Here is a 24,970-nt window from a genome sequence, read left to right on the forward strand (position 1 = left end):
TTATCAGGACCTCAAGAGGCCAGAATGAAGTCTGTGGCCGAGAGGGTGTTTGGATCTCCCACACCTACCAGGGTGATGTTGCCAGCTCCGAAGCTGAGCATCGTATCCGCACCGAGATCGACGACGTTGAAACTACTGCCAAAGGTCGCCGCCGTGATGTTGAGCGCGGCGATATTGAGCAGATCCTGCCCTCCCGCAGCGTCGGTATCGAAGCCGAGGATCCGGTCATTGCCGAAGCCCGCGCCGAACACGAAGATATCGTTGCCACTGGCGGCATTCATCGTGTCGTTGCCGGCACCGCCCGCAACACTATCGTTGCCCGCACCACCATCAAGGTTGTCGTCGCCCAGGCCGCCCAACAATGTGTCGTTGCCGCCAGCACCGTTGAGGGTGTCATTACCCACCCCAGCGGTCATGACGTTGTTCGACGCGTTGCCGGTGCCGACGAAGTTGCCGACTCCGGTGAAGAGCAGATGCTCGGCATCGGCGCCCAGTGTGTAACTGTTCAGCGACGTCTGTACGGAGTCCTCACCGCTACCCGCCAGCTCGACCACCGCGTCCGCGGCTGAGTCGACGCGGAAGGTATCGTTGCCGACTCCACCTTCCATCCGGTCAGCCCCTGCAGCGCCATCAACGACGTCGTTGCCGCTGCCACCCAACAGCGTGTCGTTGCCAGCACCACCGTTGAGGCTGTCATTACCGGCCCCGGCGGTGATGATGTTGTTCAACGCGTTGCCGTTGCCGACGAAGTTGCCGGCTCCGGTGAAGAGCATATGCTCGACATTGGCACCCAGTGTGTAGCTGTTCAGCGTCGTTTGTACCGAATCGGCACCCTCACCCGTCACCTCGACCACCAGGTCCCCGGCGGAATCGACGCGGAAGGTATCGTTGCCGACTCCGCCGACCATTGCGTCATTACCCGCACCACCCGTGAGGACGTCGTTACCGGCTCCACCCATCAATGTGTCGTTGCCGCCGGCGCCGTCGAGGCTGTCATTGCCCGTTCCACCGGTCATGACGTTGTTCAACGCGTTGCCGTTACCGGTGAAGTTGCCGGTTCCGGTGAAGAGCAGATGCTCGACATTGGCACCCAGTGTGTAGCTGTTCAGCGTCGTTTGTACCGAATCGGCACCTTCACCCGCTGCCTCGACCACCAGGTCCCCGGCGGAATCGACGCGGAAGGTATCGTTGCCGACTCCGCCGACCATTGCGTCATTACCCGCACCGCCAGTAAGGACGTCATTGCCCAGACCACCCATCAATGTGTCGTTGCCGTCACCGCCGTTGAGGCTGTCATTACCCGTCCCGCCGGTGATGACGTTACCCAGCGCGTTGCCGTTGCCGGTGAAGTTGGCGGCACCGAGGTAGAGCAGATGCTCGACATTGGCGCCCAGTGTGAAGCTGGCCAGCGAGGTCTGTACGGAATCCGCACCCTCACCCGTCAGCTCGATCAGCACGTCCCCGGCTGAGTCGACGCGGTAGGTGTCGTTGCCGACTCCGCCCAGCATCTGGTCATTACCCGCACCGCCGTTGAGGAAGTCGTTACCGTCCTCACCATTGATGAAGTCGTTGCCGTCTCCGCCACTGAGATTGTCGTCGCCGATGCCACCAAACAACTGGTCGACACCGCCCTGGCCAATGAGCGTATCGTTCCCGCCCAGGCCAAACAGCACATCGCTACCCGCGGTACCGACGAGGCTGTTCGCCAGGGCGTCGCCCGTTTGCACCGCCCCCAGCAGCACGACCAGCGCCGTCGCCGCAGAGGTCACCGACTCCAGCGTACCGAAGCCATCGGTGTAGCGTGCAATCACCCGGATTTGCTGGTTGACTTGCGCCGCACCCGGGGTGAAGGTCGCAGCGGTCGCGCCGGCGATATTGGTGAAGGTAGTCCCGACACCTTGCTGCCATTGGTAGCTGAATGTGCCCAACCCGTCCGGATCGGCAATCCCGGCTGTCAGCGCGGTCAGCACCTGACCTTGAGTCGGTGTCGTATCGCTGACCAGCAACGCGCCTGTCGGTGCATCGTTGACATTGACCACCGGAGCCGTGGCGTCGGACGCAACGCTTTCGGCCACACCGAAGTCATCCACGTAACTGACCACCACGCGCACCTGATCGCCGACCTGGGCCTGACCAAGTGTGAGCGTGCTGGTGGTGGCTCCGACGATGTCGACGAAGGTAACCCCGTTGGTCTCCTGCCACTGGAAGGTGAACTGCGGATTGCTGAGGCCATCGACGTCGACGATGGTCGACGGGTCGGCGGTCAACACCTGGTTCTGCACCGCAAGCCCGAGGATGCCAGGCCCGGCAGTCGGTGTGTTGTTCGCTGACGAGTCGACGAACTCCAGCGTACTATTGCCATCCTGATACACCGCGCGAACGCGCAGGTTCAGACCGGCGACATCATCCGCCACCCGATAGGTGGTGCCCGTCACCCGCGATGCCTCGCCGGCGGCGATAATTGTGATGTCTTCATAGATGCCCGAACCGGCAATGGTTTCGACCTGCCAGTAGTAAGACACGGGACCGGTAATCGCGCCGGTCGGATTGGCTGCACTGACGCTGTCCGCGTCGCGTATCGACTGACTGCTGACGCGCAGCAGTTGGCCGGCGACAGGAGTGTCTTCACGCGCACCGGTGGTGGCATCGAGGATCGCCAGACGCCCCACAGGAGCGCTGTTCAAGGCGGCGCCAACACCGGAGGCCTGCATCTGGTCAGCGAACTGCAGACGCTCGATGCCCGTCAGGCGATCGACGCCATCACGCCCGGCCACCAGGTCGGTCACGATGACCGCGTTGCCCTCGACAGTGACGCTGTACTCCGATGCATTACCGGAGAACATCGCGGTGTCGAAGTTGTCAGTGCCGGTCAGAATCTCCCGCACGATGACCAACTGGCCCGGGTTGTAGGTACCGTTGAGCATGAACGGCACCAACGGTTCCATGGTGTCGAACGTGGCGATTTCCGCTCCGGTGCCATCAGCGTTTGCCCGTACGCTGATGCGTACGTTCAGCCACTTGTCACCATCGATGATGTCGTCACCGCCGCGACCTTCGATGAGGTCGCTGCCGCTGCCACCGAGGATGATGTTGCCACCGTCGAAGAACGTAGCTCCCGCTGGCAGCAGACCCGCCAGGCCGTTGATCAGGCTGATGTTGGTCAGCACACTGCCGGTTGCTCCCGAGGTGGGTAGCGAAGTCGCATCTTCACTATCGCCGCGCAGGAAGTCACCGTGGGACGAACCCGACAGACCTTCCATGATGTCGAAGCGCACCAGCGCCGATGCTCCCGAACCCGGCTGCGGAGGCACATCGAAGAAGCGGTCGCTGAAATCGACGCTCACGCCCTGGGCGAGCCCCTTGAAGGTCGCCCAGTCATAGCCCGAGCCGCCGATATAGCGGTCACCGAGGCCGAGACTGCCGACCATGATGTCGTCACCGCCTTCGCCGTTGAACTTATCGTTCTCGCTACCGCCGATGTAGACATCGTGACCGATTACCGGGTCGTTGCCGAGCGGGTCGAAGTTGTCGCCAGGTGCACCGTCCGAAGTGCCCTTCTCGATCCAGTCGTCGCCTTCGTTACCCATGTCCTGTTCGTTGGCTTTGCTGCCCAGGATAAAGTCGTTGCCCTGGCCACCAATGGCCTCGGAGGCGTCCTCACCGGTAATGATGAAGTCGTTGCCGAACCCGCCAATGAGCAGGTTGACGCCGTTGCCACCGTGCAGCACGTCGTTGCCGTCGCCACCCTGGACGTTATCGTCGCCGCCGGTGTCGGTGATGATGTCGTCGCCGGCGCCACCGCGCAACTGGTCGTTGCCGTCACCGCCTTCGATGCGATCGTTGCCGCCATCACCCCAGACCGTGTCATCGCCTTCACTGGCGATGAGGATGTCTGCGTTTTCGGTGCCACCCAGCACGATGTGCTCGTCACCTGTGTACTTGATGTAGTTGGTGTCCGCCCCCACGGTCAGCGGGTTGTCGCGGAACACCACCTGCGCGCCATTCGGGCCGAGCGGATCGACGGCGAGCAGACCTTCGTTGAACTGCCTGCCCTGGTCCACTTCCAGATAGAACCCCGGATCCGTGAACACCACGCCCGGCAAGTGCGTGGCCGAGGTGTTGGCCATGATCAGCTTGGCGAACGAGTTGCTTTCAAGTTCCGCATTCATCGACAGGCCAGAGGTACGCTCCAGATAGTAGAAGCGGTCGCCGTCCTGCAGTTTTTCCAGCTGGTTCTCGAACACGAAGTTGAACGTCGAGCCGAGCATGCCGCCGAACGGAGTTTTCTGTTCGGCAAGGCCGCCAATCCACATATCGATGGCATCGACACCAGTGATCGTCACGTTCCTCAGGTCGTCGGCAGTACCCAGTACCCCATCGCTACCGGCCAGCGTTACGTTGGCAAAGGCACCGGTGCTGTTGAGGAAGTCCAGGCGGTCAGCCGGCGCCCCCACACCACCGAATACCAGCGCCATAGCTGCAGCGCGTTTGCCTTCCAGTGTGGTCGCCGCCGTGATGGTGTCATGCGTGCCATAGGCCGCGATGAAGTTGATCAACGACTCCGGATGCTTGAGGTGCTGCACCAGGTCGACCCAGCTGTTGTAAGGCTTGAGTTGGGTGTCACCGGTTTGGCTGTAGATGTCGCGGCGGAACGCGTTGAGTGAAGGAATCCCCACGTCGCGGCCACGGGCGATGTTGATCGCCGGCAGGTCGAGCGGAAGGCCGAGCAGGTTATTGCGTAGCGCCTCGGTGACGAACTCGTCGATTTCGTTACCGGCTTGCCGGGTCACCCCACGGATGATCGCACTGGTCGCATCCTCTGGCGACACGCCACTGGCGGCGAACGCCAACGGGTTGAGGAACGCCGCGATCAAGCCCAGTTGCTGATCGGGGTTGGCGCTGCTCGGATCGCCTATCACGTTGAAGTCGATATCGTAGCGATCGACAGTCTCGGTCAGCATCGAGTGGCCAAACCGGTACACGGTGTGGGCGAACTCGGCGACGATCGAAGGATCGAGGTCGACGTCATAGACCTGGGTCGGTGCGAAGAACAGGTCGATGTTGGGCTGGATGGTCCGTGCAAACTCCTCGAACACCAGGTGCTGATACTGCATCTCGGTGCCGAACTTGGCAGCCTGGAACAAGCGCTCGCCATTCCACTGCAGCGCATCGAACTCAGCCTGGGTAGTTGGCAACGCGGCCACCGGAGTCAACAGCCACTCGTTGAGGAAGGCCACGTCACCCGAATCGAGCACGGTGTCCTTGGTCTGCGCAACCAGCCGGTTGTGCTCGGAGTGGAAGATCGCATGCACCGCGGTCAGGCCGATGTTTTCGTTGACCCGGCCGTCGCCGGCGATGTAGTGAGCGTCGAGCAGTTCGTTGTCATAGGTCAGGTTGTTGCCGCCCGGGCCAACGGGCTGCGCATTGCCGACAAGGGTGTCGGCATCCGCCTGCAGAACCCCGCCGGTAACGACCGGCACGGCGTTGTGGGCGATGTCGTTGAGGAAGGCATGGCTGGTGCGCACCGCGTTCACGAGGCTTACCGGATTGGCCGGATCGCCTTCGACAAGCGTAGTGACATCATCGGCGGTGCCGGCAATGCCATCCGCCCCGTTGTTGACCCGAATGACAACCTGCGGGAAGCCGTTCGGCCCCTTGATGAAGTTGCCATAGGCGTCAGTCGCCAGCAGCGGGCCGCTGTCGATATCGGCGTCGGTCAGATTGATACCCAGCACGTCGCGTGCCTGGGCCTTGACCACCTTCCAGGTTGCCATACCACCGATTTCAACGTCGTCAGCGGTGCCAAACGTGCCATCCGCCCCCAGGTCACGGTTAGTGATCAACCGGCCTGTCGCTACGGGGCCGCTGGCGGTAAGTTCATAACCGCGCAGGAACACCTGATGCGACGGGTGCGAGCTATAGGTCTGGTTCTGGTCCACGAACGGCGAGGTGGTGTTGGTGTGCTCATGGATGTCGTCGGCCGTGCCAAGAACGCCATCCGCCCCTGGCTGGTTGGTCGCGCGGGTCAGAACCATGAAGTTCGTCAGGCTACCTGGGACAAAGAGTGGATCATCCGGCTGAAGCGGAATGAAGACGGTGCCCGAACCACCTTTGGTCACCAGGTCCAGACCATGATCGAAGAACTGCCCGAAGAAGGTCATCCAGGCGTTGAACGGCGCGGACAATCCCGCATCCGACGTGGTGTTCTCGAACAGGTACACATCGCGGTCGTCGCCAGTACCGAACTGTCCATCCAGCCCGGGGCTGGCAACAATCTGTACACCTTCCTTGAGCACATCGTCGTTACCCACCGCGCCGAAGTTGAGCACACCGTCCAGGCCCGGGTCGAATGCCGTGGCATAGGCCGCCGGGTTGTTCGCTGTCTGATCGACGATCAGGTTACTGATGGTGCGCGGCTGCGAGTCGATCACAAGGCCGTTGTTCTGCGCATACGACGTTCCCCCTTCCGCCGGATTGAAGACCGGATCGCCCACGCGCGGGAAGAGGTTATCGGCGGCGCCAAACTCGGTGTTGTCAATGCCGTTGAGGTTCATCAGGTTGTTGCTTGACCCGTCGACCGTACGCAGGCCCAGCGGCGCGCGGATGTTCGGGAGCAGCGAGAGGATGTCCTGACCGGCCGCATCAGCCTCGGCAATCTTGATCTGGTCAAGAATGAAGTTGAGGTCGGAGCGGACCATGTTAAGACCGGCGCCACCCGCGGTGGCATCGACTACAGGTACCTGCGCCGTTGGCGTAACCGGTGCACCGGCAACGATGGCAGCCGTCGGCGTGGAGAACAGGATCTCCGTGGTGCCGTGACCGTCCTGATAGATCGCCTTGACCCGCAACGACAACCCGGCGAGGTCAGGAGAGACCTTGAACGCGGTGCCGTCGGCGCTTTGGAACGCCAGGTCGCCAGCCGGCAACAGGATGATATCCTCGAATATGCCAGTGCCTGGTTCGGCCTCGAATTGCCAGATGTAGGACACCGAGGAGTTGGTGATCAACCCCTGCGGATTACCCGCCGCGACGTTGTCGTCATCGCTCACCCCGGCCACACTGACAGTCAGTAAATCGCCCACGGTGATCGCGCCGCCGTTGCCATCCGAGACAGTCGGACTGCCATCCGGTTGGGCATTCTCCCCCGCCACCAGCACTTGCTGGTTATCGGCGAACTGCAGGCGTTCGATATTCAACAGGGTATCGGTGCCGTCGCGACCCGCTACGCTATCGGCCACTGTCCAGACATCGTCCGTCACATCGTCCGTGCCACGGTCGTCGACAGTCACCGCATACTCGGCTTCAAGCCCGGAGAAAATGGCGGTATCGAAGGCCGCCCCGCCCGTCGAGGTGCCGGGCATGATTTCCCGCACGGCCTTGAGCTGACCTGGGTTGATGGTGCCATCCAGCATCAACGGGATCATATCGACCATGCTGTCGAAGCTGGCGATTTCAGGGCCGGTATGGTTGACGTCTGCCGGGTCATAAACGGCAATCCTGACGTTGATCCATTTGTCGCCGTCGATCAGGTCATCGCCACCGCGGCCCTCGATCAGGTCGCTGCCATCACCGCCGAGGATGATGTTGCCAGTGGCAAAGCCGGTGGTCGGCAGTCCGGCATCGGCCAGGAACTGGTCCAGACCGCGGATCAACGCCACATTGGTCAGCGCACTGCCCGTGGTACCACCGTGGTTGATGATGGTGTCCGCATCGACATTATCGCCTTTGAGCACATCGCCGAAACTTGAACCGGACAAGCCCTCGACCTCGGCAAAACGGTCGAGAATCGAGGCCGGCGAGGCGCCCACCGGATTGAATATGCCGGCATTCTGGTTGGGTGTATTGCCATGCGGTTGCGCCAGCGCGGCCATGGTCAGGTCAGCGGTCACGCCGATCCTGTCATTTTTGTAGGTCACCCAGTCGAAACCGGACATGCCTTCCATCTTGTCCTGGGCATCGCTGCCCACAAAGATGTCATCGCCACCCTCGCCGATCATTTCGTCGAAGCCACCGCCACCGATAAAGATGTCGTTGCCGATCACATCGTCATTGAGCAACGGCGAGGCGTTATCGCCAGGCGCACCGTCCTGGGTGCCCTTCTCGATCCAGTCATCACCTTCGCCACCCATAGGTGGCAGGTTGGTCTTGGCACCGAGTATGAAGTCGTCACCCTGCCCGCCAAAGGTCAGGGAGATGTCTTCCGTGGTGATGATGAAGTCCTGGCCATCGCCACCCAGGATCAGGTTGCCTCCGGCAAGCATGCTGCCAGCGATGATCACATCGTTACCGTCATTGCCTTCCAGACGGTTGTCGCCGAACGAATCGCTGATGATGTCATCACCCGCGCCGCCCAGTACCGCATCGTTCCCGGCACCGCCTTCAAGGCGGTCGTTGCCGCCGTCGCCGTAAAGGGTGTCATCGCCCTCACCGGAAATGATGATGTCATTGCCGGCAGTGCCGCCCATGACGATATGGTCTTCACCGGTGTACTGCAGATAATTGGTGTCCGGACCCACGGTGTCGGGGTTGTCGCGAATCACCAGCGACACGACTTCCACGCCATTGATCATGATACCGCCGGTCGGATCGGCACGGCCATCCACGCCAAGGCCGGTGAACTGGGCGGTCTGATCCACCTCAAGGGTGAAGGTTGGCGTCAGGAACACGGTGTTCGACAGGTGGGTGACATCGGTGTTGAGCATGATCAGCTTGGCAAAGGAGTTGTTTTCCAACTCGGAGCCGAAGTTCAGGCCCGCGGTACGCGCCAGGTAGTAGAAGCGGTCGCCGTTCTGCAACGCCTCCATCTGGGTTTCAAACACAAAGTTGAACGTCGAGCCGAGCATGCCGCCGAACGGCATTTTCTGTTCGGCGAGGCCACCGACCCAGAAGTCGATGTCGTCGACGCCCGTGACCGTCACACCGGTCAGGTCATCGGCAGTACCCAGTACCCCATCCGCGCCGGCCTGGGTTACGTTGGCGTAGGCACCGGTGCTGTTGAGGAAGTCCAGGCGGTCAGCCGGCGAACCCGCACCGTTGAATACCAGCGCAAAGGCTGCAGCGCGTTTGTCTGCCAGCGTGGTCGCCGCCGTGATCGTGCTATGCGTGCCATAGGCCGCGATGAAGTTGACCAGCGACTCGGGGTGCTTGAGGCTGTCTGCCAGGTCAGCCCAACTGATGTACGGCTTGAGTTGGCTGTCGCCGGTGGATGCGTAAAACTCGCGACGCGCCTCATTCAAGGTGGGGATGCCCGTGTCGCGACCACGTGCCAGGTTCAGGGCCGGCAAATCGAGCGGCAGACCGAGCAGGTTGTTGCGCAACGCTTCGGTGACGAACTCATCGATCTCGTTGCCGACCTGGCGGGTAACACCGCGAATGATTGCCCCTGCCGCCTGGTCCGCAGTCACCCCGCTGCTGGCGAACGCCAGCGGGTTGAGGAAGGCCGCGATCAGACCCAGTTGCGAGTCCGGGTTGGTGGGGTCAGTGAGCAGCGGATTGAACGCGGGGTCGAAGCGATCGACGGTCTCGGTCAACATCGAGTGACCGAAGCGATACACCACGTGGGCGAACTCGGCGAGGATTGCCGGGTTGATCGAAGTGTCATAGCCGGTGGGCGCGAGAAACTCGTCGATCTGTGGCTGAATGGTCCGCCCGAACTCTTCGAACACCAGGTGTTGGTACTGCATCTCGGTGCCGAACTTGGCGGCCTGGAACAGGCGTTCGCCGTCCCACACCAACGCCGCAATCTCGGCGGGTGTAGTCGGTATCGCGGCCACGTCGTCCACCAGCCACTCATTGAGGAAGGCCAGATCGCCTGCGGCAATGATGGTGTCCTTCGATTGCTGAACCAGACGGTTGTGCTCGGAGTGGAACACATGGTGCACGGTGGTCAGGCCAATGTTCTCGTTGACCCGGCCGTCGCCGGCAATATAGTGGGCGTCGAGCAGTTCGTTGTCATAGGTCAGGTTGTTGCCGCCAGGGCCAACGGGCTGCGCATTGCCGATAGCGATGTCGGCATCCGCCTGCAGAACCCCGCCGACGACGACCGGCGCGGCATTGTGGGCGATGTCGTCGAGGAAACCATGCCCGGTGCTCACGGCATTGGCCAGACTGATGGGAGCTGCCAGGTTGCCTTCGACCAGTTGAGTGACGTCATCAGCCGTCCCGGCGATGCCGTCAGCACCGTTACTGACACGAATCACCACCTGCGGCATGCCGTTCGGCCCGCGGATGAAGTTGCCGTACGCATCGGTTGCCAGCAATGGCACGTTGTGCACATCGGCGTCGGTCAGGTTGATGCCCAGAATGTCACGGGCCTGGGCCTTGACCACTGCCCAGGTCGCCATGCCGCCATTTTCGCCGTCGCCATCATCGGCCGTGCCGAACCGGCCATCCGGGCCGAGGTCGCGGTTGGTAATCAAGCGCCCCGTTGCAACAGGATCGCCCGCCGCGTTGATGACGTACTCGCGCAGGAACACCTGGTGCGAAGGGTGCGAGGCGTAGGTCTGGCTTTGGTCGACGAACGGCGAGGTGGTGTTGGTCTGGCCATCATCGGCCGTGCCGACTACTCCGTCCGCGCCGGCGGTATGCACTGCGCGTGACAGCACCATGAAGTTGGTCAGGCTGCCCGGGACGAACAACGGATCGTCCGCCTGCAGCGGAATGAACACGACGTCGGTAGTGCTCTTGGTGACCAGGTCGAGACCGTGATCGAAGAACTGGCCGAAGAAGGTCATCCACGAGTTGAAGCTGGCGGTCAGGCCGACGTCCGGCGACACGTTGGGCATGAAGAACACGTCCTTGTCATCGGCCGTTCCGAACACGCCATCCAGTCCGGGGCTGGTGACTATCTGTACGCCATCCTTGAGTACGTCGTCATTACCCACCGTGCCGAAGTTGAGTACACCGTCCAGGCCCGGGTCGAACGCTGAGGCATAGGCCGCCGGGTTGTTGGCGGTCTGGTCGACGACCAGGTTACTGATAATCCGTGGTTGCGGGTCGATCACCGTCCCTGTTCCGGCGTACTGCGCCGATAGAAAGGAAGGATCGAGCAGGCGTGGGAAGTCAGCGTCCGCGGCGCCAAAATCACTCTGGCCGGTGACCAGGTTGTTGAAGCTGCCATCGACGGTACGCAGGCCGAACGGCACCTGGGTATTGGGAAGCAAATCAATGAGGCTGGTGCCGGCGGCATTCGCCTCGGCGATAAAGATTTGCTTGAGGATGAATTCCAGGTCCGACTTGTTGAAATTGGCCATTTTGGATTGCCCTCGATCTGTCTGGTTAAAGGCGCGGGACGAGAAAATCCTCCCGCGCCAAGTCAAGTGATGGCTTGCGCAGTTTGTTGGTTATGTTTTTTTGCGAGAGCTGGCGTTACCCGGGACCCGGGATTCGCGCCTGGAATTCGCGATATGAATTGCTCGCCGGGCGATCAGGCAGAGCGGATTCGAGCCCTGGGCGGGCCATGGAATCTGGAAGTGAAGGCGAACGTCCTGGACAGCCCCTTCCCTCTGCAAAACAACGAAATGATCGACATGGTTCTGCTCCTCCCGGGAAATCACTGCGCCCTGCGTTGCCAAAACGATGACAGGCTTCAGGCGGGCGGGCCCCCCGATAACTAAGACTAAAGTTCCATAGCAAAACTTTGTCAATATTACGTCATTAAAACAGACGACCGGTGACAAGCCACCCAACTAACTGTTTTTTAAGGACATATAGAAAGTTGTGTTCTGGTATAGAGCGAAATGTTATTTCGGAGTGATTCATCGCCACCTACGCTGCTGCATAAGGGAGCAACGCAGCGATTTCGGAAGACTCGCCCCCCCCATATAGAGCGACCAGCCTGCGTGTCCATAAGTTGTTGACGGGACTACATTTACTGTTAGCTGTTGCGCCCCAAGGGCAATCGGCTTTTCGCAGTGGGAGGATCAAAATGCCCAAGCAGTCGAGCATTCGTTCAGAACTGGCCGACGCGCTCTTTCGTCTGCGCCGCAGCTTTTATTTGCTGGCAGCGTTCAGCGGCGTCATAAACGTCATGATGTTGACGCCAGCTATTTATATGTTGCGGGTCTATGATCGAGCCTTGGTCAGTCGCAACATCACGACGCGGGCGATGTTGACGGTCCTGGTGGTGGGTCTGTTCCTGCTGATGTCCACACTGAAAATGATCCGCACCCGCGTACTGATCCGGGTCGGCAACTGCCTCGACATGGACCTCAACCGACGCATTTTCACCGAGGCATTCGAGCGCAACCTGAGCTGCTCCGGAGGTAATCTGGCCTAGGCCCTGCAAGATCTCGCCCAGGTTCGTCAGTTCGTCACCGGCAACTCCCTGTTCGCTTTCTTCGATGCACCGTGGACGCCGATCTACCTGCTGGTCGCCTATATGATCCACCCACTGCTCGGACTGCTCACCCTGATCGGCTCGCGATTCTGGTGGCCCTGGCTTGGCTCACCGAGACGGCGACGCAGAAGCCGCTGGCCGAAGCCAATCAGGCCGCCCTCTCCTCCGCCCAGTACGCCAACAACAACCTGCGCAATGCCGAGGTCATCGAGGCCATGGGCGGGCCGGCTCAACGAGATGCTGCACGACTATCCGCGCCGGCCACCGAGCATGTCGCTGCAGCGTCCACAGGGCATGCTGGCGGTGGAGAATGTGTATGCCGGTGCCATGGACCTCAAACAAGCCTGGGATCTATTGCAGTTCCAGGGCCCTATCTACCAGGCCTCCGTGCATGAAAAGCAGGCCGGCGAGGAAAACCGTGCCATTGGCACAGCCGGCCCGCTACCGCAGATCAATGCCTCAGCCTACGACAACAAGGTCAATGGCTCTCAAAGCCAGAACGGCATCGACAGAGATCTCCACTACGACTCAAAGGGCGCTAACGTGCGCCTGCGCCAGCCGCTGTTCAACAAACAAAAGATGGCCGAATACCGCGCGCGTGCTGTCTCCAGCTCTTGATGGATTTCACCGAGATCGTCAAAGCTCTTGACCACCTCCGCCGCCCGATTGAAGGCAGAACGATCATCCAGCACCAGTTCGCGGAAGATCGAATCAATGTCGGTCAATTGCTTGATGCCTGCGGCACGGTTCAGTAGGGAGAATGCGTTGTCGCCTACTTGGAACAAGGCGCGCCCCCCGCGCGAGATACTCTTTTCGAGTCCCATGCAGCCAGAAGTTTTGAACATTCTTCTCGATTCGACCCAGGCCGCGCTTACCCTCATCGTGATAAGCGACGAGCCAAGACTCCAGAGTTTGCTCAGGGTTTTCCGTGACAATCCCTCAAAGCAGGCGCTGTTTCAGGCAGTGATTGAGGATGAGATTAGAAACAGCAGCGAAATGCTGGCTGGTGGACAAAACGCATCAGGCGACCAGCTGGAGCAATGTTTACGCAACTACCTAAGTACCTTTCATGTCCTTCATCCAGAAGAAGGTTGTGTCCTTCCAGCCTTGGGTGGAGAGATTACGCGCGCCGAACCGGAGGTACGGGTGGCCGTCGAAAAAGGCCTGAAGCAAATATAGAAAGCCTGGGCCGATCGTCTCGGTAGCCCTGATGCGGCATGGGCCGTCATCGCTCAATGTGTGGGAGCGCTAGTCCTGTCCCGAGCAGTCGAGAAAGAACGAACTCGCAAGGACATCATTGCCCCGACCCGCAAAGCTATTGAAAAGAGCTATTTCACGCCGGAAAAATAGAAGAACGTCTCCGATTATGCGAGAGCAGCTCGCAACGTCATGATCATCGCTATCGCTGCAAAACCCTGGTCGATTCAGCCCTCCCTGAATTCCCACACCGAATGCATTCATGAGGCAATTGAGTGAAAGGAGAAAGGGAGGGCATCCATTGCCCTCCCCTCCGTGGTTCACGCTCCCTGCGACAGTCCTTATCAGGACCTCAAGAGGCCAGAATGAAGTCTGTGGCCGAGAGGGTGTTTGGATCTCCCACACCTACCAGGGTGATGTTGCCAGCTCCGAAGCTGAGCATCGTATCCGCACCGAGATCGACGACGTTGAAACTACTGCCAAAGGTCGCCGCCGTGATGTTGAGCGCGGCGATATTGAGCAGATCCTGCCCTCCCGCAGCGTCGGTATCGAAGCCGAGGATCCGGTCATTGCCGAAGCCCGCGCCGAACACGAAGATATCGTTGCCACTGGCGGCATTCATCGTGTCGTTGCCGGCACCGCCCGCAACACTATCGTTGCCCGCACCACCATCAAGGTTGTCGTCGCCCAGGCCGCCCAACAAGGTGTCGTTGCCGCCAGCACCGTTGAGGGTGTCATTACCCACCCCAGCGGTCATGACGTTGTTCGACGCGTTGCCGGTGCCGACGAAGTTGCCGACTCCGGTGAAGAGCAGATGCTCGGCATCGGCGCCCAGTGTGTAACTGTTCAGCGACGTCTGTACGGAGTCCTCACCGCTACCCGCCACCTCGACCACCGCGTCCGCGGCGGAATCGACGCGGAAGGTATCGTTGCCGACTCCACCTTCCATCCGGTCAGCCCCTACAGCGCCATCAATGACGTCGTTGCCGCTGCCACCCAACAGCGTGTCGTTGCCAGCACCACCGTTGAGGCTGTCATTACCGGCCCCGGCGGTGATGATGTTGTTCAACGCGTTGCCGTTGCCGACGAAGTTGCCGGCTCCGGTGAAGAGCATATGCTCGACATTGGCACCCAGTGTGTAGCTGGTCAGCGTTGTCTGTACGGAGTCCGCACCGTTACCCACCACCTCGACCACCAGGTCCCCGGCGGAATCGACGCGGAAGGTATCGTTGCCGGCGCCGCCGACCATCGCGTCATTACCCGCACCACCCGTGAGGACGTCGTTACCGGCGCCACCCATCAATGTGTCGTTGCCGCCAGCGCCGTCGAGGCTGTCATTACCCACCCCACCGGTCATGACGTTGTTCGACGCGTTGCCATTGCCGACGAAGTTGCCGGTTCCGGTGTAGAGCAGATGCTCGACATTAGCGCCCAGTGTGTAGCTGACCAGCGAGGTTTGTACGGAGTCCTCACCGTTACCCGCCACCTCGACCACCAGGTCCCCGGCGGAATCGACGCGGAAGGTATCGTTGCCGGCTCCGCCGACCATTGCGTCATTACCCGCATCGCCATTGAGGACGTCGTTGCCGGCGCCACCTATCAATGTGTCGTTGCCGGCGCCGCCGTTGAGGGTGTCATTACCCCCTCCACCGGTCATGACGTTATTCGACGCGTTGCCGGTGCCGACGAAGTTGGCGGCTCCGAGGTAGAGCAGATGCTCGAGATTGGCGCTCAGTGTGAAGCTGGCAAGCGTGGTCTGTACGGAATCCTGACCCTCACCCGTCAACTCGACCACCAGGTCCCCGACTGAATCGACGCGGTAGGTATCGTTGCCGGTTCCGCCCACCATCTGGTCATTACCCGCACCGCCATTGAGGAAGTCGTTGCCCGCGTCACCATTGAGAATGTCGTTGCCGCCCAAGGCGTTCAGGATGTCGTTGCCAGCACCTCCGCTGGCCACGTCGTCGCCTGCCGTACCGGTCCATACATCGACACCGGCGGTACCGACAAACAGATCACCGACCACTGTCGTTGCGGCAGAGGTGACTTGCTCAAGTGTGCCCAGGTCATCGGTGTAACTCGCGACGACACGCAGTTGCTGACCGACCTGCGCCTGGCCGGGCGTGAAGGTCGTGCCCGTTGCGCCGGCAATATCGGTGAAGATCGCACCGATCCCCCCCGCCTGCCACTGATGGGTAATCACCGAAGTCGTGGTCCCGTTGGCGTCGGTGAACGCATCCGTAGCGGTCAAGGCCGAGCCTTCCGTCGGGGTCGTATCGCTGATCAGCACCGTGCCAACCGGCAGGACGTTGACGGGGCTGCCGCCGAGCGGTGCAGTTGGCGCGGTCTGCGCCGAGAATATGCTTTCCAGCACGCCGTGGCCGTCCTGATAGATGGCCCTGACGCGCAGCGCCAGCCCCAGTTCAGCCGCGGTCACCGTGAAGGTCGAGCCGGTGGCGGTTCCTAGCCCCCCTCCGAGCGCAATACCAATGTCGTCGAAGATACCGGTGCCTGGGTCCGTTTCAACCTGCCATACGAAGGCGATGGGACCGGGGATCGCACCGCCTACAGTGACATTGTCCGCATCGCTGACGGTGTCGGCCAACACCGTCAACACTTGGCCAACGGCCGGCGTGCCATCGCTGATCCTCAGCAATCCCACCGGCTCGGCGTTCAAGCCCGCCACCAGGACCCGCGACTGATCGGCGAACTGCAGCCGCTCGATACTGCTGAGCCTGTCAGTACCGTCCCGACCAACGACGCTGTCGGCCACGGTGACCGTGCCGTCGACGTTCTCGATGACGGTGTAGTCGGCCAGAAGGCCGGTGTACAGGGCCGTGTCGAAGGAATGGCCAGGGTTAAGGGGGTCAGGCGCATCCGTCAGGATCTCACGGACGGCAACGAGTTGGCCGGGGTTGTAAGTGCCGTTGAGCATGAGCGGCTCCAACTGGACCATGCTGTCGAACGTTGCGATCTCCGGACCTGTGCCATCAATGTTCTGCCGCACGCTGATACGTACGTTGAGCCACTTGTCACCGTCGACCAGGTCATCGCCACCACCACCTTCGATGATGTCGCTGCCGCCGCCGCCGAGGACGATGTTGCCGGCGCCGAACTGATCGTCTGCCGTGCCCACAATGCCATCCGGGCCGGCTGCTGCGGTGCCGACGAACGAGCGCAGGCCGCTGACCAGGTCGAAGTTGGTGAGCACGCTGCCCTGAGCACCGGCAGCCGCGATCACGGTGGCATCGGCATCATCGCCACGCAGGATGTCGCTGAAGTGCGATCCCGTCAGACCTTCCACCAGTTGGAACCGAGCCACGGTTGCGGCCAACTCCGGCAGTGGCGGCGCGATAGCGATCTCGGCGAGGCCCAGGTCGATGGACACGCCGAACGGGTCGTCCTTGAAGCCGGCCCAGTCGTAACCGGAGCCACCCAGGTAACGATCCCCCGCACCGCCGTTGCCGAACATGATGTCGTCGCCACCTTCGGCCATGAATCTATCGGGCGCGCCGGTGCCGATGAAGATGTCGTTACCGCGTATCAGGTCGAGCCCGTTCGGGTCGAAATTATCGCCGGGAGCACCATCGGCGGTTCCCCTCTCGATCCAGTCGTCACCTTCGTTACCCATCAGTTGTTCGTCGGCGAGACTGCCCATGATGAAGTCGTCGCCCGCGCCGCCGAAGACCTCCGAGGAGTCCTCGCCGGTGACGACGAAGTCCTTGCCGGAGCCGCCGAGGTTCAGATTCACGCCGTTGCCACTGTGGATGACGTCGTTGCCGTCGCCGCCATGAATGGTGTCGTCGCCACCCATGTCGGTGATGATGTCGTCGCCGTCGCCCCCGACCATGAAGTCGTTGCCGAAGCCACCTTCGAGGCGGTCATTGCCACCGTCGCCATAGAGCGTGTCGTCGCCGTCGCCAGAAACGAGAATGTCATTGGCGGCCGAGCCACCGAGCACCACATGGTCTTCGCCGGTGTACTGCAGGTAGCTGGTATCAGGGCCGACCGTCGCAGGGTTGTCCCGAATGACCAGCGGCGTAAGGAGGATGCCGCCGACAGGGTCGGCATTACCGGGCAGGTCGTCGACGGTGCCCACGATGCCGTCCGGACCGGCAATCACACTCGCGTTGAACTGCCTGGTCGGGTCGACCTCCAGGGTAAAGGCCGGAGTCAAGAACATGACGGCTGGGAGGTGGGTCGCATCGGTGTTGGCCATCACCAATCTCGCGAACGAGTTGTTCTCCAACTCGGTGACGAAGTTCAGCCCCGCGTTGCGTTCCAGGTAGTAGAAGCGGTCAGCGTTCTGCAGCTTCTCCATCTGGTTCTCGAACACGAAGTTGAAGGTCGAGCCGAGCATGCCGCCAAACGGCATTTTTTCCTCGGCAAGGCCGCCGATCCAGAGGTCGATGTTGTCCAGACCGGTAATGGTGACGCCGGTCGGGCCACTCGCCCAGGCGCCGGTGCTATTGAGGAAGTCCAGCCGGTCCGCCGGCTCGCCGACGCCGCCCAACACCAGGAGCGAGGCCGCGGCGCGCTTCCCGTCGAGCGTCGTGGCGCTGGTAATGGAGGCGTGCGTGCCATAGGCGGCGATGAAGTTGATCAGCGATTCCGGGTGCTTCAGGTGTTGCACCAAATCGGCCCAGCTGATGTAGGGCTTCAGGTTGCTGTCGCCGGTCGCGGTGTAGAACTCACGACGCGCCTCGTTCAAGGTCGGAAGCCCGGTATCACGGCCGCGCGCGATGTTGATGGCGGGCAGGTCGAGCGGCAGGCCCAGCAAGTTGTTGCGCACCGCTTCGGTGACGAACTCATCGATCTCGTTGCCGACCTGGCGCGTCAAGCCGCGGACGATGGCACCGGCCGCCTGTTCCGGGGTCGGGCCGCTGGCCGCAAACGCCAGCGGGTTGAGGAAGGCCTGAATCAGGCCGATCTCGCTCGAGGCGAAGTTGGGGTCCAGCCGGTCAATGGTCTCGGTCAGCATCGAGTGGCCGAGGCGGTAGACCGCGTGCGCGAACTCGGCGACGATCGCCGGGTCGATCTCGGTTTGATAATTCTGGTGTTCGCCAAGGAAGGGATCGATGTTCGGCTGAATGGTACGCGCGAACTCTTCGAACACCAGGTGCTGGTACTGCATCTCGGTACCGAATCTCGCCGCCTGGAACAGGCGCTCTCCGTTCCAGTGCAGGGCAGCGATCTCAGCCGCGGTTGTTGGCAACACCAACAATTGGGCATCAGGCATCAGCCACTGGTTCAGGAAGTTGACATCGTTGGAGGCGATGGCCACATCCTTGGTGTGCTGGACCAGACGGTTGTGCTCCGAGTGGAAAATCGCGTGGACGGTGGTCAGGCCGATGTTCTCGTTGACCCGGCCGTCACCGGCGATGTAGTGCGCGTCGAGCAGTTCGTTGTCGTAGAAGCCTGCGGCTACCGGTCCGCCGGCAACGAGATCGGCATCGGCCGTCAGTGGCGCACCGGTCTGGCTGTCCACCGGAACGGCGCTGTGGGCGATATCGATGAGGAACTGGTGGCCGGTGCGCACGGCATTGACCAGGCTGATCGGCGCAGCAGGATTACCCTCGACGAGAACATCATCGGCGGTATCAGCAATACCATCCGGGCCCCTCATCATGACCATCGGGAAGCCGTTCGGGCCCTTGATGAAATTGCCGTAGGCGTCGGTGGCGAGCAGCGGCACGTTGTCGAAGTCGGCATCGGTAAGATTAATGCCAAGCAGATCGCGCGCCTGCGCCTTCACCACTTTCCAGGTGGCCATCCCACCGATTTCGACGTCGTCCGCAGTGCCGAACAGGCCATCGGCGCCCAGGTCACGATTGGTGATCAGCCTGCCGGTCGCCACCGGATCGCCGGCGGCATTGAACTCGTAGGCGCGCAGGAACACCTGGTGCGAAGGGTGCGAGGTATAGGTCTGGTTCTGGTCGACGAACGGCGTGGTGGTGTTTGAAGCCTCGTGGATGTCGTCGGCGGTGCCGAGGATGCCATCAGGCCCTGGCAGGTTGGTGGCCCGCGTCAGCACCATGAAGTTGGTCGGGCTGCCCGGAACGAACAGCGGATCGTCCGGCTGCAACGGGATGAACACCGTGCCGCTGCCGCCCTTGGTCACCAGGTCGAGGCCGTGGTCGAAGAACTGACCGAAGAAGGTCATCCACGGGTTGAACGGCGCGGACAGACCCACGTCCGGCGACTGGTTAGGCATGAAAAAGGTCTGGAAGGTCGTGCCGTCGGTACGGGTTCCAGTAATGACCTGCGCACCGTCCTTCAAGACATCGTCAACCGTGCCGAGGATGCCATCCAGACCGGGATCGAACGTGGCCGCGACCGCCGCCGGGTTGCTGGCGGTGTTGTCGGCGATCAGATTGCTGATGGTCCGTGGCTGCGAGTCAGTCACCAGGCCGCTGGTCTGAGCGTAAGAGGTTCCCGCTTCCGCCGTATCGAACTGCGCCGGAACCAGTCGCGGGAAGAGCGTGTCGGCTGCACCGAACTCGGTCTGACCCGCCACCAGGTTGTTGAACGACCCGTCGACCGTGCGCAGGCCCAAAGGCAACCGTGCATTCGGCAGCAAGCCGAGGAGATCCTCACCGGCTGCATTCCTTTCCGAGATCAGAATCTGGTCGAGAATGAACTGCAGATCGGCCCGGATATAGTGCACACCCGTGCTGGCGACCGGAGTCTCGGCCGGCAGCGGGGCTGCCGGTGGCGGAGCAACGCCGGCTACGACCGCTGCGGTTGGAGCAGAGAACGCAGTCTCAAGCACACCATTTTGATCTTTGTAGACAGCCCTGACGCGCAATTCCAGCCCGGCGAGATCCGGGGTCACCCTGAAGGTCGGCCCGGTTACGTGCGCCAATGCTGCGCCCCCGTCCGCAAGACGGGTGATGTCCTGAAAGACGCCCGTACCCGGGACTGCTTCGAACTGCCAGTAGAAGGCGATCGGTCCGGTGATGGCACCGCCGGCGTTGTCGGCATCGGTCACGTCGGCAGCCGATACCCTCAGCAGTTGACCCGTGGTCGGCGTAGCGTCCGGGGTGTTGCTGGCAGCATCGAGTATGGTCAGCAAGCCCAGCGGGTCGTTGTTGAGCCCGACCCCGTCTGGCAGGGTGAGCGACTGATCATTGAACTGCAGCCGCTCGATATTGGTCAGGCGGTCGGTGCCGTCGCGACCGACGACGCTGTCGACCACGGTGGTCACGCCACCCACAGTGGTGACGGTATAGTCGAGCTGGTTGCCAGTGAACAAGGCCGTATCGAAGGCGGGGGCATCCGTCAGGATCTCGCGGACGATGACCAACTGACCGGGGTTGAAGGTGCCATCGAGCATGAACGGGATCATGGGCTCCATGCTGTCGAAGGTGGCAATCTCCGGCCCGGTTCCGTCAAGGTTCTGGCGCACGCTGATGCGCACATTCAGCCACATGTCGCCATCGATCAGGTCGTCACCGCCGCGGCCTTCGATGATGTCGCTACCACCGCCGCCGAGGAGGATGTTGCCCGCGCCGAACTGATCGTCTGCCGTGCCCACGATACCGTCCGGGCCGGCTGCAGCCGCGCCAAGAAACGCCCGCAGACCGTTGACGAGGTCAATGTTGGTGAGCACGCTACCTGGGACACCGGCAGTGGCGATCGTGGCCGCGTCGGCATCATCGCCGGTCAGCATGTCGCTGAACGCCGACCCCGACAGACCTTCCACCTGGGCGAACTTGGTATGCACGCCTGCAACCGAAGGCGACAGGGCCGATTGTTCGAAGGCGATGCGGCTCATGTCCACAGTCACGCCGAAATGATCATCCTTGTAGGTGGCCCAGTCGAAACCGGACATGCCCAACATCTTGTCCGGGCCCTCACTGCCGATGAAGATGTCATCGCCGCCTTCACCGATCATTTCATCGAAGCCGCCGTCACCGCTGAAGACGTCGTTGCCGCCGGTCAACTCTGCCAGCAAAGCCAGTGGCAGGTTACCGGCGAAATTGTCGCCGGGGGCGCCGTCCTGGGTCCCGACCTCGATCCAGTCGTCACCATCGCCGCCCATCATTTGTGCGTTCAGCCGGCTGCCGAGCATGAAGTCATCGCCGGCGCCGCCGAAGACCTCCGTAAAGTCGTCGCCGGTGACGATGAAATCGTTGCCGTCACCGCCGAGGATGATGTTGATGCCGTTGCCGCTGTGGATGACGTCGTTGCCGGCCTCGCCGTGAATGACGTCGTCGCCGCCCATGTCGGTGATGATGTCGTCGCCATCGCCCCCCTCGAGCTCGTCATTGCCGTAGCCGCCTTCGAGGCGATCATTACCGGCGTCGCCCCAGAGCGTGTCGTCGCCGTCGCCAGAGACGAGAATGTCATTGCCGGCGGTGCCGCCGAGCACGACATGGTCTTCGCCGGTGTACTGCAGGTAGTTGGTATCGGGACCGACCGTGTTGGGGTTGTCGCGGATGACCAGCGGCGTGATCTCGACGCCGTTGATCATCATGCCGCCAGTGGGATCGGTGTTGCCAGGCAGGTCGTCGACGGTGCCCACAATGCCGTCCGGACCGGCAATCACGCTCCGGTTGAACTGCCTGGTGGGGTCGACCTCGAGAGTAAAGGTCGGGGACGAGAAGATGAGCGCCGGGAGATGGGTCGCGTCGGTGTTGAGCATCACCATCTTGGCGAACGAGTTGTTCTCGAGCTCGCTCAGGAAGTTGAGTCCCTGGGTGCGGTGCAGGTAGTAGAGCCGGTCGCCGTTTTGCAGCTTCTCGAGCTGGTCCTCGAAGACGAAGTTGAAGGTCGAGCCGAGCATGCCGCCGAACGGCATTTTTTCCTCGGCCAGGCCGCCGATCCAGAAGTCGATGGCATCAACGCCGGTAATGGTTACCCCATTTGCCAGGTTGGCATAGACGCCGGTGCTGTTGAGGAAGTCCAGGCGATCCGCCGGCTCACCGACGCCGCCCAACACCAGGAGCGTGGCCGCTGCGCGTTTCGCGTCGAGCGTGGTGGCGCTGGTAATGGAGACGTGCGTGCCGTAGGCGGCGATGAAGTTGATCAGCGATTCCGGGTGCTTCAGGTGTTGCACCAAATCGGCCCAGCTGGTGTAGGGCTTCAGTTGGCTGTCGCCGGTGCCGGCATAGAATTCACGGCGCGCCGCGTTCAAGGACGGGATGCCGGTATCGCGGCCGCGCGCGATGTTGAGGGCGGGCAGGTCGAGCGGCAGGCCCAGCAAGTTGTTGCGCACCGCTTCGGTGACGAACTCATCGATCTCGTTGCCGACCTGGCGCGTCAAGCCGCGGACGATGGCGCCGGCCGCCTGTTCCGGGGTCGGGCCGCTGGTCGCAAACGCCAGCGGGTTGAGGAAGGCCTGAATCAGGCCGATCTCGCTGGAGACGAAGTTAGGGTCCAGCCGGTCAATGGTCTCGGTCAGCATCGAGTGGCCGAAGCGAAAGACCGTGTGTGCGAACTCGGCGACGATCGACGGATTGATTGTGTCATCGAAGTCAAGGAAGGCATCGACCTGCGGTTGAATGGTGCGCGCGAACTCTTCGAACACCAGGTGCTGATACTGCATCTCGGTGCCGAATTTCGCCGCCTGGAACAGGCGTTCACCGTTCCAGTTCAAGGTCGACAGATCAGCAGGAACAGCCGTGACGGGCGTCAGCAACCACTGGTTCAGGAACGTCAGGTCGCCGGCGGCCGCTGAGGCGAGGACCGTGTCCTTGGTCTGCTGGACCAGCCGGTTGTGCTCCGAGTGGAAGATGGAGTGGACGGTGGTCAGGCCGATGTTCTCGTTGACCCGGCCGTCGCCGGCGATGTAGTGCGCGTCGAGCAGCTCATTGTCGTAGGAGCCTGCGGCCACCGGGCCGCCGGCAACGAGGTCGGCATCGGCCGTCAGTGGCGCACCGGTCTGGCTGTCCACCGGGCTGGCATTGTGTGCGATGTCGATGAGGAACTGGTGACCGGTGCGGATCGCCAGCGATGCGTCGATCGGCGCCAGTGGATTGCCCTCGACCAAGCCGGTCGTGGTCACGATCTGCGCAAAGCCGTTCGCACCCCGAATGAAGTTGCCGTACGCGTCGGTCGCCAACAGCGGCAGGTCGAGGACGTCGAGATCGTCGAGATCGATGCCAAGCATGTCGCGCGCCTGCGCCTTCACCACTTTCCAGGTGGCCATGCCGCCGATTTCGACGTCGTCGGCAGTGCCGAACAGGCCATCGGCGCCCAGGTCACGATTGGTGATCAGCTTGCCGGTCGCCACCGGCTTGCCGGCGGCATCGAGTTCATAGGCGCGCAGGAACACCTGGTGCGAGGGATGCGAGCTGTAGGTCTGATTCTGATCGACGAATGGCGTGGTGGTGTTTGAAGCCTCGTGGATGTCGTCGGCGGTGCCGAGGATGCCATCGGGCCCGGGCAGGTTGGTGGCCCGCGTCAACACCATGAAGTTGGTCGGGCTGCCCGGGACGAACAGCGGATCGTCCGGCTGCAGCGGGATGAACACCGTGCCGCTGCCGCCCTTGGTCACCAGATCGAGGCCATGGTCGAAGAACTGACCGAAGAAGGTCATCCAGGGATTGAACGGCGCAGACAGACCCACGTCTGGCGACTGGTTAGGAATGAAAAAGGTCTGGAAGATCGTGCCGTCAGTACGGGTTCCAGTAACGACCTGCGCACCGGCCTTCAAGACATCGTCAACCGTGCCGAGGATGCCATCCAGACCGGGATCGAACGTGGCCGCGACCGCCGCCGGGTTATTGGCAGTATTGTCGACGATCAGGTTGCTGATGGTGCGTGGCTGCGAGTCGATCACCAGGCCGCTGGTCTGGGTGTAAGAGGTGCCCGCCTCAGCCGGGCGGAAGACTGGAGTGGTCATGCGCGGGAAAATGTTGTCGGCTGCGCCGAACTCGCTCTGACCGAATCTCAGGTTGTTAAACGTCCCGTCGACTGTACGCAGACCGAAAGCAAATTCCGGGTTCGGTATCAGGCTGGCGAGCGACTGGCCAGCAGTATCCGCTTCCGCGATGAAAATCTGCTGGAGAATGAACTCCAGGTCCGACTTGTTGAAATTGGCCATTTTGGATTGCCCTCGATCTGTCTGCACAAAGGCACGGGACGAGAAAATCCTCCCGCGCCCAGTCAAGTACTGGCTTACGCAGTTTGTAAGTCATGTTTTTTTGGCGAGAGATCTGGCGTTACCCGGGACCCGGGATACGCGCATGAAATTCGCGTAGAGAATTGCTCGCCGGTCGATCAGGCAGAGCAGATACGAGCCCTGGGCGGGCCATGGAATCTGGAAGTGAAGGCGAACGTCCTGGACAGCCCCGTCCCTCTGAAAAAGCACGAAATGAGCGACATGATTCTGCTCCTCTCGGGAGAACCACCGCGCCTTGCGTTGCCAAAACGATGGCAAGCTTCAGGCGAGGCGGACGCCCCCCCGATAACTAAGACTAAAGTTCCATA

General features: G+C 61.7%; 4 protein-coding genes and 2 pseudogenes. 4 read left to right on the forward strand and 2 right to left on the reverse strand.

All coding sequences use genetic code 11. The annotated features are described in order from the left end of the window. Positions 1 to 11: 11 nt before the first annotated feature. Positions 12 to 11,252 carry a peroxidase family protein gene (locus PSJE_RS23810; RefSeq protein ID WP_090456694.1) on the reverse strand — a complete coding sequence of 3,747 codons (11,241 nt, stop codon included), beginning with the start codon at positions 11,250 to 11,252 and terminating at the stop codon, positions 12 to 14. Between the two features lie 674 nt (positions 11,253 to 11,926). Here PSJE_RS23810 and PSJE_RS31740 point away from each other — a divergent pair. The 4 genes and pseudogenes from PSJE_RS31740 to PSJE_RS30855 form a co-directional block, all read left to right on the forward strand. Further along, positions 11,927 to 12,664: pseudogene (locus PSJE_RS31740) on the forward strand (type I secretion system permease/ATPase); the annotation flags it as partial. Then, positions 12,665 to 12,931, forward strand: a pseudogene (locus PSJE_RS31360) (TolC family outer membrane protein); the annotation flags it as partial. It abuts the pseudogene before it with no gap. A 23-nt stretch (positions 12,932 to 12,954) separates the two neighbouring features. Next, complete coding sequence (locus PSJE_RS31365) at positions 12,955 to 13,092, forward strand: hypothetical protein (protein ID WP_169721039.1); 138 nt, start codon at positions 12,955 to 12,957, stop codon at positions 13,090 to 13,092. A 67-nt stretch (positions 13,093 to 13,159) separates the two neighbouring features. After that, entirely contained in the window at positions 13,160 to 13,516 is a 357-nt protein-coding gene (locus PSJE_RS30855; RefSeq protein WP_139212737.1) for a hypothetical protein, read from the forward strand. Between the two features lie 370 nt (positions 13,517 to 13,886). Here PSJE_RS30855 and PSJE_RS23830 read toward each other — a convergent pair whose 3' ends face one another. Beyond that, on the reverse strand, positions 13,887 to 24,584 hold the full coding sequence (locus PSJE_RS23830; RefSeq protein ID WP_093999537.1) for a peroxidase family protein: 10,698 nt from the start codon (positions 24,582 to 24,584) through the stop codon (positions 13,887 to 13,889). Positions 24,585 to 24,970 lie beyond the last annotated feature (386 nt).

Source organism: Pseudomonas jessenii (genome assembly GCF_002236115.1).
Classification (GTDB): domain Bacteria; phylum Pseudomonadota; class Gammaproteobacteria; order Pseudomonadales; family Pseudomonadaceae; genus Aquipseudomonas; species Aquipseudomonas jessenii.